This is a genomic window from Streptomyces sp. NPDC020780 (assembly GCF_044334475.1).
Classification (GTDB): domain Bacteria; phylum Actinomycetota; class Actinomycetes; order Streptomycetales; family Streptomycetaceae; genus Streptomyces.
In genome coordinates this window covers 109,355-123,425 of record NZ_JBIRTB010000012.1, presented here as the reverse complement: position 1 = coordinate 123,425, position 14,071 = coordinate 109,355, and the positions used below count along the sequence as shown (strand labels likewise).

Annotated in this window: 12 protein-coding genes; 11 read left to right on the top strand and 1 reads right to left on the bottom strand. The window is 71.9% G+C overall.

Annotated elements, in window-relative coordinates; genetic code table 11:
- Positions 1-66: 66 nt before the first annotated feature.
- From tdh to ACH4VO_RS23435, 10 genes are all read left to right on the top strand, one after another.
- Positions 67-1,095 carry an L-threonine 3-dehydrogenase gene (gene tdh, locus ACH4VO_RS23480; RefSeq protein ID WP_360990300.1) on the top strand — a complete coding sequence of 343 codons (1,029 nt, stop codon included), beginning with the start codon at positions 67-69 and terminating at the stop codon, positions 1,093-1,095.
- A gap of 41 nt (positions 1,096-1,136) precedes the next feature.
- Positions 1,137-2,330 carry a glycine C-acetyltransferase gene (locus tag ACH4VO_RS23475; RefSeq protein WP_360990562.1) on the top strand — a complete coding sequence of 398 codons (1,194 nt, stop codon included), beginning with the start codon at positions 1,137-1,139 and terminating at the stop codon, positions 2,328-2,330.
- 35 nt (positions 2,331-2,365) lie between these two features.
- The gene (locus ACH4VO_RS23470; protein ID WP_360990303.1) at positions 2,366-3,271 is read left to right on the top strand and encodes a LysR family transcriptional regulator; all 906 of its coding nucleotides are present in this window, start codon (positions 2,366-2,368) and stop codon (positions 3,269-3,271) included.
- Between the two features lie 289 nt (positions 3,272-3,560).
- Positions 3,561-4,298 carry a DUF1684 domain-containing protein gene (locus tag ACH4VO_RS23465; protein ID WP_360990305.1) on the top strand — a complete coding sequence of 246 codons (738 nt, stop codon included), beginning with the start codon at positions 3,561-3,563 and terminating at the stop codon, positions 4,296-4,298.
- A gap of 38 nt (positions 4,299-4,336) precedes the next feature.
- On the top strand, positions 4,337-5,863 hold the full coding sequence (locus ACH4VO_RS23460) for an ABC transporter substrate-binding protein (protein WP_360990308.1): 1,527 nt from the start codon (positions 4,337-4,339) through the stop codon (positions 5,861-5,863).
- Positions 5,863-6,828: an ABC transporter permease gene (locus tag ACH4VO_RS23455; RefSeq protein WP_360990310.1), complete on the top strand. Its 966-nt coding sequence runs from the start codon at positions 5,863-5,865 to the stop codon at positions 6,826-6,828. The genes ACH4VO_RS23460 and ACH4VO_RS23455 overlap by 1 nt, the downstream gene beginning before the upstream one ends.
- Entirely contained in the window at positions 6,825-7,679 is an 855-nt protein-coding gene (locus ACH4VO_RS23450; RefSeq protein WP_360990313.1) for an ABC transporter permease, read from the top strand. Before ACH4VO_RS23455 ends, ACH4VO_RS23450 begins: the two co-directional genes overlap by 4 nt.
- A complete protein-coding gene (locus ACH4VO_RS23445) occupies positions 7,676-8,476 on the top strand; it encodes an ABC transporter ATP-binding protein (protein ID WP_360990316.1) in 801 nt (266 codons plus the stop codon). The genes ACH4VO_RS23450 and ACH4VO_RS23445 overlap by 4 nt, the downstream gene beginning before the upstream one ends.
- Positions 8,473-9,237, top strand: coding sequence for an ABC transporter ATP-binding protein (locus ACH4VO_RS23440; protein WP_360990319.1), 765 nt, complete (start codon positions 8,473-8,475; stop codon positions 9,235-9,237). The genes ACH4VO_RS23445 and ACH4VO_RS23440 overlap by 4 nt, the downstream gene beginning before the upstream one ends.
- Before the next feature lie 302 nt (positions 9,238-9,539).
- Positions 9,540-10,670, top strand: coding sequence for an aminopeptidase P family protein (locus ACH4VO_RS23435; RefSeq protein ID WP_360990565.1), 1,131 nt, complete (start codon positions 9,540-9,542; stop codon positions 10,668-10,670).
- 72 nt (positions 10,671-10,742) lie between these two features.
- Here ACH4VO_RS23435 and treZ read toward each other — a convergent pair whose 3' ends face one another.
- The gene (gene treZ, locus ACH4VO_RS23430) at positions 10,743-12,503 is read right to left on the bottom strand and encodes a malto-oligosyltrehalose trehalohydrolase (protein WP_360990321.1); all 1,761 of its coding nucleotides are present in this window, start codon (positions 12,501-12,503) and stop codon (positions 10,743-10,745) included.
- Between the two features lie 209 nt (positions 12,504-12,712).
- Between treZ and ACH4VO_RS23425 the strand changes: the two genes are divergently transcribed.
- Entirely contained in the window at positions 12,713-14,071 is a 1,359-nt protein-coding gene (locus tag ACH4VO_RS23425) for a GH1 family beta-glucosidase (protein WP_360990323.1), read from the top strand.

Here is a 14,071-nt window from a genome sequence, read left to right as displayed (position 1 = left end):
AGGCCGCCTTCGGCATGCCCCCGGCCCGGGGTATTCACCAGGTACCACGTACAGGGAGCCCCCGCAGTGAAGGCACTCGTGAAGCAGAAGGCCGAGCCGGGACTCTGGCTGATGGACGTACCGGAGCCGGAGATCGGCCCCGGGGACGTCCTGATCAAGGTCCTGCGCACCGGGATCTGCGGCACCGACCTCCACATCCGCGCCTACGACGGGTGGGCGCAGCAGGCCGTGCGCACCCCGCTCGTGCTGGGCCACGAGTTCGTCGGCGAGGTCGCGGACCTCGGTGCCGACGTCGTCGACATCAAGGTCGGCGACCTGGTCAGCGGCGAGGGCCACCTCGTCTGCGGCAAGTGCCGCAACTGTCTCGCCGGACGGCGCCACCTCTGCCGCTCCACGCTCGGCCTCGGCGTGGGCCGGGACGGGGCGTTCGCCGAGTACCTGTCGCTGCCCGCCTCGAACGTATGGGTGCACCGGGAGAAGGTCGACCTCGACGTCGCCGCCATCTTCGACCCGTTCGGCAACGCCGTGCACACCGCGCTCTCCTTCCCGCTCGTCGGCGAGGACGTGCTGATCACCGGCGCGGGCCCCATCGGCATCATGGCCGCCGCCGTCGCCCGGCACGCCGGCGCGCGCAACGTCGTCATCACCGACGTCAGCGAGGCCCGGCTCGAACTGGCCAGGAAGGTCGGCGTCAGCCTCGCCCTCGACGTCGGCAAGGAGACCATCGCCGACGGCCAGCGCCGCCTCGGCCTGCGCGAGGGCTTCGACATCGGCCTGGAGATGTCCGGCCGCCCCGAGGCCATGCAGGACATGATCGCCAACATGACGCACGGCGGCCGGATCGCCATGCTCGGACTGCCGTCCGGCCAGTTCCCCGTGGACTGGTCGCGCATCGTCACCTCGATGCTCACGATCAAGGGCATCTACGGCCGCGAGATGTACGAGACCTGGTACGCCATGTCCGTGATGCTCGAGGGCGGACTCGACCTCACCCCCGTGATCACCGGGCGGTACGGCTACCGCGACTTCGAGGCGGCCTTCGACGACGCCGCCAGTGGTCTCGGCGGCAAGGTCCTGCTCGACTGGTCCGCTTGAAGCTCTTCGTACGCACCCGTACCCACCTGGGAGACCTCCTCATGTTCGCCTCCGTACGCGACGACCTGCTCACCACCCTCGACGAGATCCGGGACGCCGGGCTCCAGAAGCCCGAGCGCGTGATCGGCACCCCCCAGTCGGCCACCGTCGCCGTCACCTCCGGCGGCCGCGCCGGTGAGGTGCTCAACTTCTGCGCCAACAACTACCTGGGCCTCGCCGACCACCCCGAGGTCGTCGCCGCCGCCCACGAGGCGCTGGACCGCTGGGGCTACGGCCTGGCGTCCGTCCGCTTCATCTGCGGCACGCAGGAGGTCCACAAGGAGCTGGAGCAGCGGCTCTCGGCCTTCCTCGGCCAGGAGGACACGATCCTCTACTCCTCCTGCTTCGACGCCAACGGCGGGGTCTTCGAGACCCTCCTCGGCCCCGAGGACGCGGTGATCTCCGACGCCCTCAACCACGCCTCCATCATCGACGGCATCCGCCTGTCCAAGGCCGAGCGCTACCGCTACGCCAACCGCGACATGGCCGATCTGGAGGAGCAGCTCAAGAAGGCCTCCGGTGCCCGCCGGCGGCTCGTCGTCACCGACGGCGTCTTCTCCATGGACGGCTACGTCGCCCCGCTGGCGGAGATCTGCGACCTCGCCGACCGCTACGACGCCATGGTCATGGTCGACGACTCGCACGCCGTGGGCTTCGTCGGCCCCGGCGGCCGGGGCACCCCCGAGCTGCACGGCGTCATGGACCGCGTCGACATCATCACCGGCACGCTCGGCAAGGCCCTGGGCGGGGCGTCCGGCGGCTACGTCGCGGCCCGCGCCGAGATCGTCGCCCTGCTGCGCCAGCGCTCGCGCCCGTACCTCTTCTCCAACTCGCTCGCCCCGGTGATCGCCGCCGCCTCCCTCAAGGTCATCGACCTCCTGGAGTCCGCGGGCGACCTGCGCGAGCGGCTCGACGCCAACACCGCGCTCTTCCGTTCCCGGATGAGCGAGGAGGGCTTCGACATCCTGCCCGGCGACCACGCCATCGCCCCGGTCATGATCGGGGACGCGGCGAAGGCAGGCCGGATGGCGGAGCTGCTCCTCGAGCGCGGTGTGTACGTGATCGGGTTCTCCTACCCCGTCGTGCCCCAGGGGGCCGCGCGCATCCGTGTCCAGCTCTCCGCCGGCCACTCCACCGAGGACGTCAACCGCGCCGTGGACGCGTTCGTCGACGCGCGGGCCGCGCTGGGCGAGTAGCGCGGGCGACCCCGCCGGCCTGGGACAATGGGCGCATGATCGATGCACGGCGGCTGCGTATTCTTCGTGCGGTGGCGGACCACGGCACGGTGACCGCGGCCGCCGCCGCGCTCTACCTCACCCCCTCCGCCGTCTCCCAGCAGCTCGCCGCGCTGGAACAGGAGACCGGGCACCGGCTGGTGGAGCGCGGGGCGCGGGGCGCCCGGCTGACGGCCGCCGGGGAGATCCTGCTGCACCACGCCAACGAGGTGCTCGCCCAGCTGGAGCGGGCCGAGGCGGAGCTCGCCGACTACGCGGCCGGGGTCGCGGGTACGGTCACCGTCGCGGCGTTCGCCACGGGCATCGCCCTGGTGCTCGCCCCCGCCATCGCCGGACTGACGCGCACCGCGCCCGGCATCCGGGTGCGGGTGCAGGACGCGGAGGGCGACGCGAGCGTGCCCATGGTCCTGGACCGGCAGGTCGACGTGGCGGTCGCCGTCGAGTACCGGGGCGCGCCCGGCGCGGACGACCGGCGGCTGACCCGGGTGCCGCTGTACTCCGAGCCCTTCGACGCGGTGCTGCCGGTCGGCCACCGTCTCGCCGGGAAGGACCACGTCGCCGTCGCCGACCTCGCCGAGGACCGCTGGATCGGCCCGTACCCCGGCAACCCCTGCCATGACGTGGTGGTCCTGGCCTGCGAGTACGCCGGCTTCGCGCCGCGGCTGGAGCACTCCTCGGACGACTTCCACGCGGTGCTCGCCCTGGCCGGGGCGGGGGCCGGGGTGGCCCTGGTGCCCCGGTCGGCACTGCGGGGCGCGGAACCCGGGGGCGTCGTCGTACGCCCCGTGGAGGGCAGCGCCCCGACCCGGCGGGTCTTCGCCGCCGTACGGCAGGGGGCCGAGGGCCACCCGCTGATCAAGCCGGTCCTGGACGCGCTGGGGGCGGCGGCCGGACTCGCGTAGGCCCGGCGGAGGGCCTGGTCCTCGCACGACGAAGGCGTCCCCCACACCTCGCTGATGGCCCGTTTCCGCGGGCGGTGCGGCGGCAGCCGGAGGCCAGGAGAGCGACGCGGGGCCGCGGTAGCGGCGCCGTTCCCCGTCGGGGCAGTATCTCTCCTTTCGGGAGGCGCGTCTCATTATGTGGCATGGGCGTTTGACATAGATGTGCTTATGGATAATAAAGGTGATGCTTTGGCCACTTATTCACATCCCGTCACCTGCGGGCTGTGAGGGCCACCCGTCCCCGAGATGAATGAGTACTGCCGTGCCCCAGTCCCCCGACCGCGCACCCGTCGACCCGGCGCAGGAGTGGGACGCCTGGCGTGCCGAGCGTCACCGCGCACTCACGGCTCCGACCGGAAACCTCGCCCTGGTCGAAACCCGCTGGGCGCCGACGGGGGAGGAGCCGGACGCGGAGGAGGCCCGCGCGGACCGGCCGGACACCGTGACGGTCACCACGCTCCGGCGCACCGACCTGGTCACCGGCGAGCCCGAGCACGGCCTGCGCTTCTGGGACGCCGCCGCGCCCGCCCTCCGCCATTTCGACCGGGTCGACGTCTTCCCCTACGACCCCGCCTGGGTCCTGGAGGCCTCGTACACGCCCGTCCCCGGCGCCCGGCGCGTCGCCTTCGAGCACATCCGGGACAACGGTGGCAGCCGCGACCTGGTCGTCCCGGGTGACATCACGCTCACCGTCGACGGCCGGGAGTACACCCTCAGCGCCTTCGACGACGACGGCACCCTGCTGCTCGTCTTCGGGGACCCCACCAACGGTGACACCACCTACGGGGCCGGTCGCTTCCTCTTCGTGCGGCGCACGGACGACGAGAGCCGGGTCGTCCTCGATTTCAACCAGGCCTTCGTGCCGCCCTGCGGATTCTCCGATCAGTACAACTGTCCGATGCCGCCGCGGCAGAACCGTTTCCACCTGCCGGTCGAGGCAGGCGAGAAGCTCCCCGTCTTCCGCGACGGCTTCGACGCCCAGCACTGATCCGCCCGCAGCTCCCCGCACCGAAAGAGTCCTGACCCATGAGCACCAAGAAGAACGTCCTGTTCACCACCGCCACCGTCGCCGCTCTCGCCCTGACCCTGACCGCCTGCGGCGGCTCCGGCGGCTCCGGCGGCACCGGCGCCTCGGGCGGCACCTGGGACAAGGACGCGGTCGTCAACATCGGTTCCCTCTACGAGCCGCAGAACCTCGACAACACCGCGGGCGGCGGCCAGGGCGTCACCGAGGCCCTCAACGGCAACGTCTACGAGGGCCTGTTCAGGCTCACCGACGACGGCGAGGTCGAGAAGCTCCTCGCCCAGGACTACGCGACGAGCGCCGACGGGCTCACCTACACCTTCACCCTGCGCGACGGCGTGAAGTTCCACAGTGGCAAGGAACTCACCAGCGAGGACGTCAAGTACAGCCTGGAGAAGGTGACGGCGGACGACTCCCAGTCGGCCCGCAAGAGCAACCTCGAGGTCGTCAAGGAGATAGCCACCCCCGACAAGCGGACCGTGAAGATCACGCTGTCCAGGAAGTCGATCTCCTTCGTCTACAACCTCTCCTACGTCTGGATCATCAACTCCCAGGCGAAGAACCTGAAGACGACCGAGGACGGCACGGGCCCGTACTCCCTGAACAAGTGGACCCGCGGGTCCGCGCTGAGCCTGAACCGCTTCGCGGGCTACTGGGGCGACGCCGCAGCCAACAAGCAGGTCGTCTTCCACTACTACAAGGACGCCTCGGCCCTGAACAACGCCCTGCTGACCAACGCCGTCGACGTGGTCACCAGCGAGCAGTCGCCCGACGCCCTGGAACAGTTCAAGAGCAACGGCACCTACAAGGTCAACGACGGCGACTCCACGACCAAGCTGCTGCTCGCGTTCAACGACAAGGCCAAGCCCTTCACCGACGTCAAGGTGCGCCAGGCCGTGTCCGCGGCCATCGACGACAAGAAGCTCCTGGAGTCCGTCTGGGGCGGCTACGGCAAGCAGATCGGCTCGATGGTGCCGCCCACCGACCCCTGGTACGAGGACCTGACCGACGTCAACGCCTACGACGTGACGAAGGCCAGGAAGCTGCTGTCCGAGGCCGGTTACGCCAAGGGCTTCAGCTTCACCCTCGACACCCCCAACTACGACCCGCACCCCACGGCAGCGACCTTCATCAAGTCCCAGCTCGCCAAGGTCGGCATCACCGTCAAGATCAACACGATCACCCCCGACGAGTGGTACACGAAGGTCTACAAGAACCACGACTTCACGGCCACGCTCCAGGAGCACGTCAACGACCGCGACCTCGTCTGGTACGGCAACCCGGACTTCTACTGGGGCTACGACAACCCGCAGGTCACCCAGTGGGTCGAACAGGCGGAGGAAGCTTCCAGCACCGCCGCGCAGACCGAGCTGCTGAAGAAGGCCAACCGGCAGACCGCACAGGACGCGGCCAGTGACTGGCTGTACCTCTACCCGCAGATCGTCGTCGCGAACGACAAGCTCTCCGGCTACCCCCTCAACGGGTTGAACTCGCAGTTCTTCGCCTACGACATCAAGAAGAAGGGCTGATGGCGCGCTATCTGGCGCGCCGGCTGGCCTTCCTCGCCGTGTCGCTGGCGCTGGCGAGCGTGGTGCTGTTCGTGCTGCTGCGCCTGCTGCCGGGCGACCCGGCCAACGCGCTCACCGCGGTCGGTGCCGGCCCCGAGCAGATAGCCGCGGCCCGGCACGCCATCGGCTCCGACCGCCCGCTGCCCGAGCAGTTCACCCACTGGCTCGGGCAGCTGGCGAGCGGCGACCTCGGTACCTCGTTCGTCAGCTCCCTGCCGGTCGGCCCCGAGGTCGCCGCCCGGATGGACGTCACCGTGCCGCTCACGCTGGCGGCGTTCGTCCTGGCCGTCCTGGTCGCCGTCCCCGCCGGCTTCACGGCCGCGTACAAGCGGCACACCTGGTACGGCGCGCTGCTGAGCGGCGTGTCCCAACTGGGCATCGCGATCCCCGTGTTCTGGCTCGGCATGATCCTCATCGCAGTGTTCGCGCTCAACGCCGGCTGGCTGCCCTCCGGCGGCTTCCCGCAGGACGGCTGGGCCGAACCCGCCGAGGCGATCCGCTCCCTCGTCCTGCCGGTCGTGACCATCGCCCTCGTGATGAGCGCGTCCCTGATCCGCTACGTCCGCTCCGCCACCCTCGACGTCCTGGGCAGCGACTACCTGCGGACCGCACGCGCCCTCGGCTCCTCCTTCGGCGGCGCCATGCGGCGGCACGGCCTGCGCAACGCCTCCGTGCCGGTGATCTCCGTCCTCGGCATCGAACTCGCCTCGACGCTGCTCGGTGCCGTGGTCGTGGAGTCGGTGTACGCGCTGCCGGGCCTCGGTTCGATGCTCGCCACCGGCATCGCGCAGCACGACTACCCGGTCATCCAGGGCGTGCTGTTCGTGTCCACCCTCGCGGTCCTGGTGATCGGCTTCGTGGCCGACCTGGTCCAGCGGATCATCGACCCGCGGCTGCGCGGCAGGCTCTCGGGAGGTTCCCGATGACCGGGACGGACCTGCTCGCCCCGACCAAGCGGCGCTCCCGGCGCTCCGTCACCCTCGTCGTCGGCTGCGTACTCGCCGGGCTCATCGGGCTCCTGGCCCTGGTGTCGCTCCTCTGGCTGCCCTACGACGCCGAGGACACCTCCGGCGGACGGCTCGCCGGACCCGGCGACGGCCATCTCCTCGGCACCGACAAGCTCGGGCGTGACCTGCTCACCCAGGTGATGACCGGCTCCCGCATCGCCGTCGAGGCGGGGCTCGGGTCGGTGCTCATCGCCGCCGTCATCGGAATCACCCTGGGCGTGCTCGCCGCGTACGCGCAGGGCTGGATCGACGACACGCTCTCGGCGTTCCTCGACATCCTGATCGCCTTTCCGACCCTGCTGCTCGCCATGCTCATCGTCGCCGCCCGCTCGGCGACACTCGGCTCGGCGGTCCTGGCGATCGGCCTCGCCCAGAGCGCCGTCGTGGCGCGCCTGGTGCGCATCCTGGTCAAACGGGTCCTGGCACAGGACTACATCACGGCCGCCCGGACCTCCGGTACCTCCTGGCCACGTACGGTCCTCTCCCACGTCCTGCCCAACATCTGGCCCACGCTGGTGGTCAACCTCGCCCTGCAGTTCGGCCTCGCCGTACTCGCCGAGGCCGGACTGTCCTACCTCGGTCTCGGGGCACCACCGCCCAACGCCTCCTGGGGCCGCATGCTCCAGGAGGCCCAGGCCACCTTCACCACGGCGCCGGCCGGTGCGCTCGCGCCCGGAATCCTGCTCGTACTGCTCGTCATCGGTGTGAACCTGATCGCCGACGGCCTGCGTGACACCCTCGACCCGGCCACCCGGCGGAGGCGCGCGTGACTCTCCTCGACGTACGCGGACTGACCGTACGGACCGACGACGGCCGGACCCTCGTCGACGACCTGTCCCTCACCGTCGCCGGTGGCGAACGACTCGGCATCATCGGGGAGTCCGGCTCCGGCAAGTCCCTGACGACTCTCGCGGTCCTCGGACTGCTGCCCGACGGTATGACCGCGACCGGCAGCGTGGAGCTCGCCGGGACGCAGACGGTGGGCGCCTCCGAGAGGAGCCTCACCGCCGTCCGCGGACGGGACGCGGCGGTCGTCTTCCAGGAGCCGCTGACCGCGCTGGACCCCCTGATGCGGCTCGGCCGGCAGATCGCCGAGCCGCTCGCCCGCCGCACCGGCCTCAAGGGCAAGCCCCTGCGCGCGGCCGTCCACGAGGCACTCGAACAGGTACGCCTCCCCGAGCCCGACCGCGTCTCCCGGGCCTTCGCGCACGAGATCTCCGGCGGACAGCGCCAGCGCGTCGCGCTCGCCATGGCCCTGGCCTGCGAGCCGAAGCTGCTCATCGCGGACGAGCCCACCACCGCCCTGGACGTGTCGGTGCAGGCGGAGATGCTGGAGCTGATCGACGGCCTGGTCCGGGAACGCGAGATGGCCGTGCTGTTCGTCAGCCACGACCTCGCCGTCGTGGCCAGGGTCACCGACCGGGTGCTGGTCATGAAGGACGGCCGGGCCGTCGAGCGGGGCGCGGTCCACGACATCGTGCGCGCACCCCGCGAGGAGTACACCCGGGCCCTGGTGGCCAGCGCCCGGAAACTGGAGTCCGCCCTGGACCTGAGGAGCGCACGATGACGCCCGTGCTGGAGCTGAAGGACGCCGCCGTACGCTACCGGGGGAGCACGGCAGACGTGGTCTCGGGCGTGTCCCTCGCCGTCGAGGCGGGCGAGAGTCTCGCGCTGGTCGGCGAGTCCGGCGCGGGCAAGACGACACTGCTCCGGCTGCTGCTGGGCCTGGCACGTCCCACGGCCGGTGCCGTCCACTTCGACGGGGCTGCCCTGGACCCGCGCGACCGGGAACAGATGCGCCGCTTCCGGCGCGGCGTGCAGTGCGTCTTCCAGGACCCGTACTCCTCGCTCGACCCCAGCCGCCGGGTCGGTGCGATCGTCGCGGAACCCCTGCGCTCCCTCGGCCTCGACACCCGCTCCACGGCGGCGCCCAAAGTGGCGGCCGCGCTGGAACGCGTCGGTCTCCCGGCGGACGCCGTGGACCGCTACCCGCACGAGTTCTCCGGTGGACAGCGCCAGCGCATCGCCATCGCCCGCGCCACCGTCTGCGATCCACGCGTCCTCCTGGCCGACGAGCCGGTCAGCGCGCTGGACGTCACCACCCGGGTGAAGGTCGTCGACCTGCTCGCCGAACTGAAGCAGGAGCGCGGCCTGACGCTGGTCATGGTCTCCCACGACCTGTCGGTCGTCGCCTCGCTGTGCGAGCGCACGGCCGTGCTGGAACGCGGCCGGGTCGTCGAGCAGGGAGCCACCTCCCAGGTGCTCGGTGAACCGGAGCACCCCTACACCCGCCGTCTGATCGACAGCGTGCCGCGGCTGCCCGTCTGACCTCCGGCAGCGGCTCCGGCCTTGTGGCTGTGGTGTTCTCGGGGCTTTCGGCCCTCGCCGTCGAGGGCGTGACGGACGAGGGCGGGGTCCTCCGGGTGTCTGCGCGAACCCGGGACGATCCGGGGCCGCGCCCGGCCGGTGGAGCGTTACCACGACCGCGCCGGCCTGGTGGTGCGGCTGCCGGACACGCCCTGACTCCCGCCCCGGCCACGTGCACCGGGGCCCGGCAGGCAGGATGTTGTGTGCCGGGCCGTCCCATCCCGCCCCGCGCCCCGTCCCGCGCAGTCCGCCAGGAGGTCTCCATGCCCAGCGCCGACCAGCCCGTGCCCTTCACCGCCGAGGACTACCGGGCCCGCATGACCCGCGCGGCCGAGTCCGCGGACGCCGCCGGCCTCGCCGGCGTCCTGGTGGCGCCCGGCCCCGACATGGTCCACCTCACCGGCTACCGGCCGACCGCGGAGACCGAGCGCCTCACCCTGCTCGTCCTGCGGGCCGGACAGGAGCCCGTCCTCGTCGTACCGGCCCTGGAGGCCGCCGACGCCGAGCGGGCGACCGGCGCCCCCGCGCTCACCCTGCACGACTGGACGGACGCCACCGACCCGTACGCCCTGGCGGCCGGACTCCTGGACGCCCAGGGCCGGTTCGGGGTCAGTGACAACACCTGGGCCCTGCACCTGCTCGCCCTGCAGGAACTCCTGCCGGGCACCTCGTACGCCTCGCTCACCGCCGCGCTGCCCATGCTGCGCGCCGTCAAGGACGCGGCCGAACTGCAGCGCCTCGCGGCGGCCGGGGAGGCCGCCGACGCCACGTACGAGCGGATCCTCACGGTCCGCTTCTCCGGCCGCCGGGAGAGCGACGTGGCCGCCGACCTGGCCGCCCTGCTCACCGAGTACGGCCACTCGCAGGTCGACTTCACCGTCGTCGGCTCCGGCCCCAACGGCGCAAACCCGCACCACGAGGCGGGTGACCGCACCATCGAGCGGGGCGACATGGTGGTCCTGGACTTCGGCGGGCTGAAGCACGGTTACGGCTCGGACACCTCCCGTACCGTCCACGTCGGCGAACCCACCGCCGAGGAGCAGCGGGTGCACGACGTCGTACGGGAGGCGCAGGAGGCCGGCTGCCGTGCCGTGCGGCCCGGGGTCGCCTGCCAGGAGATCGACCGGGCGGCCCGTGCCGTCATCACGGAATTCGGGTACGGCGAGCGTTTCATCCACCGCACCGGTCACGGCATCGGCGTCACCACCCACGAGCCGCCCTACATGATCGAGGGCGAGGAGCAGCGGCTCGTACCCGGCATGTGCTTCTCGGTGGAGCCGGGCATCTACCTCCCGGGCCGCTTCGGGGTCCGCATCGAGGACATCGTCACGGTCACGGAGGACGGCGGCAGGCGGCTGAACACCACCTCGCGCGAGCTGGCCGTCGTGGAGTAGGAAACCGGGCGCTCGCCGACGGGCACCTGGCGGAAACCGGGGACCCGTCGGCGCACACCGGGCCGAGGCCGGTCACTCGTCGGCGAGCACCACGCACGATTCGGGCGGCAGGTGCAGGACTCCGTCGGCCCCGGGTGCGTCCACCGGCTCCCAGGCGGCCAGGACCCGGCCGGTGCCGGAGCGGTGCCGGCCGACGCCGAGCGGGACGGCGGCCGGCCGGGCCGCGAGGTTGACCACGATCCGCAGGTCGCCCCGGCGGTAGGCCAGCCAGCGCGCCTCCTCGTCGAACGCGGTCCGCACCGAGGCCAGATCGGGATCGGAGAGGTCGGGCAGGGCCCGGCGCAGAGCGATCAGCTCGCGGTACCAGGCCCGCACGCGGGCGTGCGGTTCACGCTCGGGCTCGCTCCAGTCGAGGCAGGAGCGCGCCCGGGTGCGCGGGTCCTGCGGATCGGGGATGTCCTCCTCGGCCCAGCCGTGCGCCGCGAACTCCCGTCGCCTGCCGTTGCGTACGGCCTCGGCGAGCTCCGGGTCCGTGTGGTCGGTGAAGAACTGCCACGGCGTACGGGCCCCCCACTCCTCTCCCATGAAGAGCATCGGGGTGAAGGGCCCGGTGAGGACGAGGGCGGCTGCGCAGGCCTGGAGCCCGGGGGAGAGGGAGGCGGCGAGCCGGTCGCCGAGGGCGCGGTTGCCGATCTGGTCGTGGGTCTGGGCGTAGCCGACGAAGCGGTGGCCGGGGGTGCGGGTGACGTCGACGCGGCGGCCGTGTGTCCGCCCCCGGAAGGTGGAGTAGGTGCCGTTGTGGAAGAACGCGCTGGTCACCGTCTTGGCGAGAGCGGCCAGCGGGGCGGCCGCGAAGTCGGCGTAGTACCCCTGGGACTCGCCGGTGAGCGCCGTGTGCAGGGCGTGGTGGAAGTCGTCGTTCCACTGGGCGTGCAGGCCGAGACCGCCCTCGGAGCGGGGCGTGGTCGTACGGGGATCGCAGAGGTCGGACTCGGCGATCAGCGCGAGGGGCCGGCCGAGCTCGGCGGCGAGCGCGTCGACGGCGGCCGAGAGCTCCTCCAGGAAGGTGAGCGCCCGGCCGTCGGCCAGCGCGTGGACGGCGTCCAGCCGCAGCCCGTCCAGGCGGTAGTCCCGCAGCCAGGCGAGCGCGCTGCCCAGCAGGTACGCGCGCACCTCGTCGGAGCCGGGCGCGTCGAGGTTGACGGCCGAGCCCCACGGCGTGTGGTGGGTGTCGGTGAAGTACGGGCCGAAGGCGGGCAGATAGTTGCCCGACGGGCCGAGGTGGTTGTGCACGACGTCCAGGACGACCGCGAGGCCCAGCCCGTGGGCCGCGTCGGTGAAGCGCTTCAGGGCGGCCGGGCCGCCGTACGGTTCGTGCACGGCCCACAGCGACACCCCCTCGTACCCCCATCCGTGCGTGCCGGGGAAGGGGCAGACGGGCATCAGCGACACATGGGTGATGCCGAGGTCCACCAGGTGACCGAGCCGTTCGGCCGCGGCGTCGAAGGTGCCCGCCTCCGTGAACGTACCGACGTGCAGCTCGTACAGGACCGCGCCCGGCAGTCCGCGCCCCGCCCACGGGTGCCGCCAGGTGTACGCGTCCTGGTCGACGACCGCGCTCTCGCCGTCGGGTCCGTCCGGCTGGCGGCGCGAGCGCGGGTCCGGCAGCACCGGCCCGCCGTCGAGCGCGAAGCCGTAGCGGTCGCCGTCGGCCGCCTCCGCCTCGGCCGTCCACCAGCCCGCACGCAGCGGATCACGCTCCATGGACTGCCGCCCGCCCGCCGTGCTCAGCACGACCGACCCGGCCTGAGGGGCCCACACCTCGAACTGCATCCACCACTCCTCGTCCGTGGTCCGTGGTCCGCGGGCTCGGGAACAGCCCCGTGGCCGGCGGACGTCGCACTGCGCGGCCCCGGGCACTGGAGCGAGCCCGTACCTGGCCATTAGGGTCTGGTCCTGATCATTGCCCTGCCGGGTTCCGCTCATACGTAGCGAAGCCGGGCAGTCATACAAGGTCCCTCTTACGGCTGCTGGAGTCCGAGATGACCGTGCCGACGTTCCCGCCCGGCTTCCTGTGGGGCGCCTCAGCCTCCGCTTTCCAGACCGAGGGGGCGTACGACGCCGACGGCAAAGGGCCGTCCGGCTGGGACGCCTTCGCCGCTCAACCGGGCCGTATCAAGGACGGCACCGACACCACCCGGGGCACCGGCTTCCACGAGCGCTACAAGGAGGACGTCGCCCTGCTCGCCGGACTCGGCGCGGACGCCTTCCGCTTCTCCATCAGCTGGCCCCGGGTCGTGCCCGGCGGCAGCGGTTCGCTCAACCCGGCCGGGCTGGACTTCTACGACCGGCTCGTCGACGAACTCTGCGCCCACGGCATCACCCCGGCCCCGACGCTCTACCACTGGGACACCCCGCTGCCGCTGGACGAGGCCGGCGGCTGGCTCAACCGGGACACCGCCTACCGCTTCGCGGAGTACGCGGGCATCGTCGCCGAACGCCTAGCCGACCGGGTCCCCATGTGGATCACCATCAACGAACCCGCCGAGGTCACGCTCCTCGGCTACGCGCTCGGCGAGCACGCGCCCGGACGCACCCTCCTCTTCGACGCGCTGCCCGCCGCCCACCACCAGCTCCTCGCCCACGGACTGGCCGTACGGGCGCTGCGGGCCGCCGGAGCCGACAACATCGGCATCGCCCTCTCCCACACCCCCGTCTGGACGGCGGGGGACTCCGAGGAGGACCGCCTCGGCGCCGCGCTCTACGACACCCTGACCAACTGGCTGTTCGCCGACCCGGTCCTCACCGGCCGCTATCCCGACGAGAACGTCGCCGCGCTGATGCCGGGTCCGGTCGGGGACGACCTCAAGGTGATCTCCACCCCGCTGGACTGGTACGGGGTCAACTACTACAGCCCCACCCTTGTCGGCGCGCCCGGCCCCGGCACACCCGGGACCTTCTCCGGCTACACCATGCCTCCGGAACTCCCCTTCGGCCTGAGGGAGATCGAGGGCTACGACACCACCGACCTGGGCTGGCCCGTCGTCCCTGAAGGGCTCGCCGAGACACTGGCCGGACTGCGGCGCCGCTTCGGCGACCGGCTGCCGCCCGTCTACATCACGGAGAACGGCTGCGCGGTCGACGAGCCCGTCGCCGACAGCCGCCGCATCGCCTTCCTGGAAGGGCACCTGGGGGCACTGCGGACGGCCATCGACGCGGGCGTCGACGTGCGGGGCTACTTCACCTGGTCACTGACCGACAACGTGGAGTGGACCGAGGGCGCCAGCAAGCGCTTCGGCCTGGTCCACATCGACTACGAGACGCTCCGGCGCACCCCCAAGGAGTCGTACGCCTGGTACCGCGACGTGATCCGGGCCCAGCGCACGGGCGGCACCGGCTGA

Coding starts and splice junctions, on each gene's coding strand:
- ACH4VO_RS23425 (WP_360990323.1), top strand. CDS start 12,713: ATGACCGTGCCGACGTTCCCGCCCGGCTTCCTGTGGGGCGCCTCAGCC.
- ACH4VO_RS23435 (WP_360990565.1), top strand. CDS start 9,540: ATGCCCAGCGCCGACCAGCCCGTGCCCTTCACCGCCGAGGACTACCGG.
- ACH4VO_RS23440 (WP_360990319.1), top strand. CDS start 8,473: ATGACGCCCGTGCTGGAGCTGAAGGACGCCGCCGTACGCTACCGGGGG.
- treZ (WP_360990321.1), bottom strand. CDS start 12,503: ATGCAGTTCGAGGTGTGGGCCCCTCAGGCCGGGTCGGTCGTGCTGAGC.
- ACH4VO_RS23475 (WP_360990562.1), top strand. CDS start 1,137: ATGTTCGCCTCCGTACGCGACGACCTGCTCACCACCCTCGACGAGATC.
- ACH4VO_RS23460 (WP_360990308.1), top strand. CDS start 4,337: ATGAGCACCAAGAAGAACGTCCTGTTCACCACCGCCACCGTCGCCGCT.
- ACH4VO_RS23465 (WP_360990305.1), top strand. CDS start 3,561: ATGAGTACTGCCGTGCCCCAGTCCCCCGACCGCGCACCCGTCGACCCG.
- ACH4VO_RS23455 (WP_360990310.1), top strand. CDS start 5,863: ATGGCGCGCTATCTGGCGCGCCGGCTGGCCTTCCTCGCCGTGTCGCTG.
- ACH4VO_RS23470 (WP_360990303.1), top strand. CDS start 2,366: ATGATCGATGCACGGCGGCTGCGTATTCTTCGTGCGGTGGCGGACCAC.
- ACH4VO_RS23450 (WP_360990313.1), top strand. CDS start 6,825: ATGACCGGGACGGACCTGCTCGCCCCGACCAAGCGGCGCTCCCGGCGC.